At 76.0% G+C, this 1,619-nt stretch carries 2 protein-coding genes; both read right to left on the reverse strand.

Annotated elements, in window-relative coordinates; genetic code table 11:
- Positions 1-658: MFS transporter (locus AXW62_RS38655; RefSeq protein WP_252368894.1), on the reverse strand; the 658-nt coding region annotated here is incomplete at its 3' end.
- A 534-nt stretch (positions 659-1,192) separates the two neighbouring features.
- On the reverse strand, positions 1,193-1,619 hold a 427-nt coding region (locus AXW62_RS38660; protein ID WP_159061084.1), incomplete at its 5' end, for an amino acid permease.

A 1,619-nucleotide genomic window follows, 5' to 3' on the forward strand; every position in this document is an offset into this window, starting at 1 on the left:
GGTCCGGGGCGGCGGTGGCCCCGCCCCCGGGCGCGTGGGGGCGCAGGCCGCCACCGCCCGCGTAGGGGCGCAGGCCGCCACCGCCCCCGTAGGGACGCAGGCCGCCACCGCCCGCGTAGGGGCGCAGGAAGGGGATGACGGCGGTCACGCAGAGGAACGACAGCCCGTTGGCGGCGTAGGCGGCCGCGGTGCCGAGCGCCCCCACCGCGACCCCGGCGCAGGCCACGCCGATGAGCCGGCCGGCGCTGCTGACGACGGAGCCCAGGGCAATCGCCGAGGGGACGTCGGAGGGAGGCACCAGGTCGTTGCCGAGCAGGGCGCAGGCGGGTGCATCCACGGTGGCGACCAGGCCGGTCACCGCGGCGAGGGCCATCAGCGAGGCCACGTTGAGCAGGTCGAAGGCGACCAGGGCGGCCGTGACGAAGGCGACGAGGCCCAGCACGGCCTGGCTGACGGCCGCGGTGAGCCTGCGCGGCCAGGCGTCCACCACCGCCCCTCCGAACAGCCCCATGAGCAGCCCCGGGGCGGCCTGCACGGCCAGGGAGAGGCCGGTGGTGGCGGCGGAGCCGGTGATATGCAGCACCAGCAGGTTCTGCACGGTCAGTTGCATCCAGGTGCCGACGTTGGACACCAGGTTCGCCGCCGACCACCACCGCATGGCGCGATGGCGCAGACTGCGCCATGGCGTGCGCGTGCCCCGCTCCGGGGAGCGGGGCCTGGGTATGAGGGGCGGCCGGGAGGAGGAAGTCATCGCAAGGTCACGCCGGTGTTTCCGGTACGGGGCAACAGGAAGGGCCCCGTCCGGGGCCCGGCCGAGCGGCGGCGCGGTGCCGCGCGTCAGCAACGCCCCATGCTCACAGACGACCCCCGAATACCGGGAATCGAACCGGGGTGGGTTTCCTCACATACCGGATATGACCTGCTCAGGACGGCGATCGGGGAACATCCGGAACATCGGCGGATCCGCCGCGCGGAGCGGCGCACCGGTGGCGGGCGGCCCGCTACGCCACCGCGCGTTCCCCTCCAGCCGCGCCGAGCACCGAGCGCCCCCGTGCCCGACAGTACGGGGGCGCTCGTGCCGCGTCAGGCGGTGTGGAACGCACCGGTGGCGTGGAGCGCGACGGTGGCCTGGAGCGCGACGGTGGCCTGGAGCGCACCGGTGGCCTGGAGCGCACCGGTGGCGTGCGCCCCGCTACGCCACCGCGCGCCGCACACCGTAGGCCGCGGCGCCCAGGGCCAGCACCGCCGCCCCGGAGAGCACCGAGGGCGGCGGCAGCGCGAAGGCCAGCAGCAGACAGCCGGCCAGGCCGAACACCGGCACGATCCGCGGCGGACGGCCCTCGGCCCGGGTGAGGGTCCAGGCGGAGGCGTTGGCGATGGCGTAGTAGACCAGCACGCCGAACGAGGAGAACCCGATCGCACCGCGCAGATCCGCCGTCGCCGCCAGGACCGCCACCACCGCGCCCACCGCCGCCTCGGCGCGGTGCGGCACCCCGAACCGGGGGTGCACCACGGCCAGCCCATGCGGCAGGTGCCGGTCGCGGGCCATGGCCAGGGTGGTCCGGGACACCCCCAGGATCAGCGCGAGCAGCGACCCGAGCGCGGCCACCGCGGCGCCC

This window comes from Streptomyces hygroscopicus subsp. hygroscopicus (genome assembly GCF_001553455.1).
Classification (GTDB): domain Bacteria; phylum Actinomycetota; class Actinomycetes; order Streptomycetales; family Streptomycetaceae; genus Streptomyces; species Streptomyces hygroscopicus.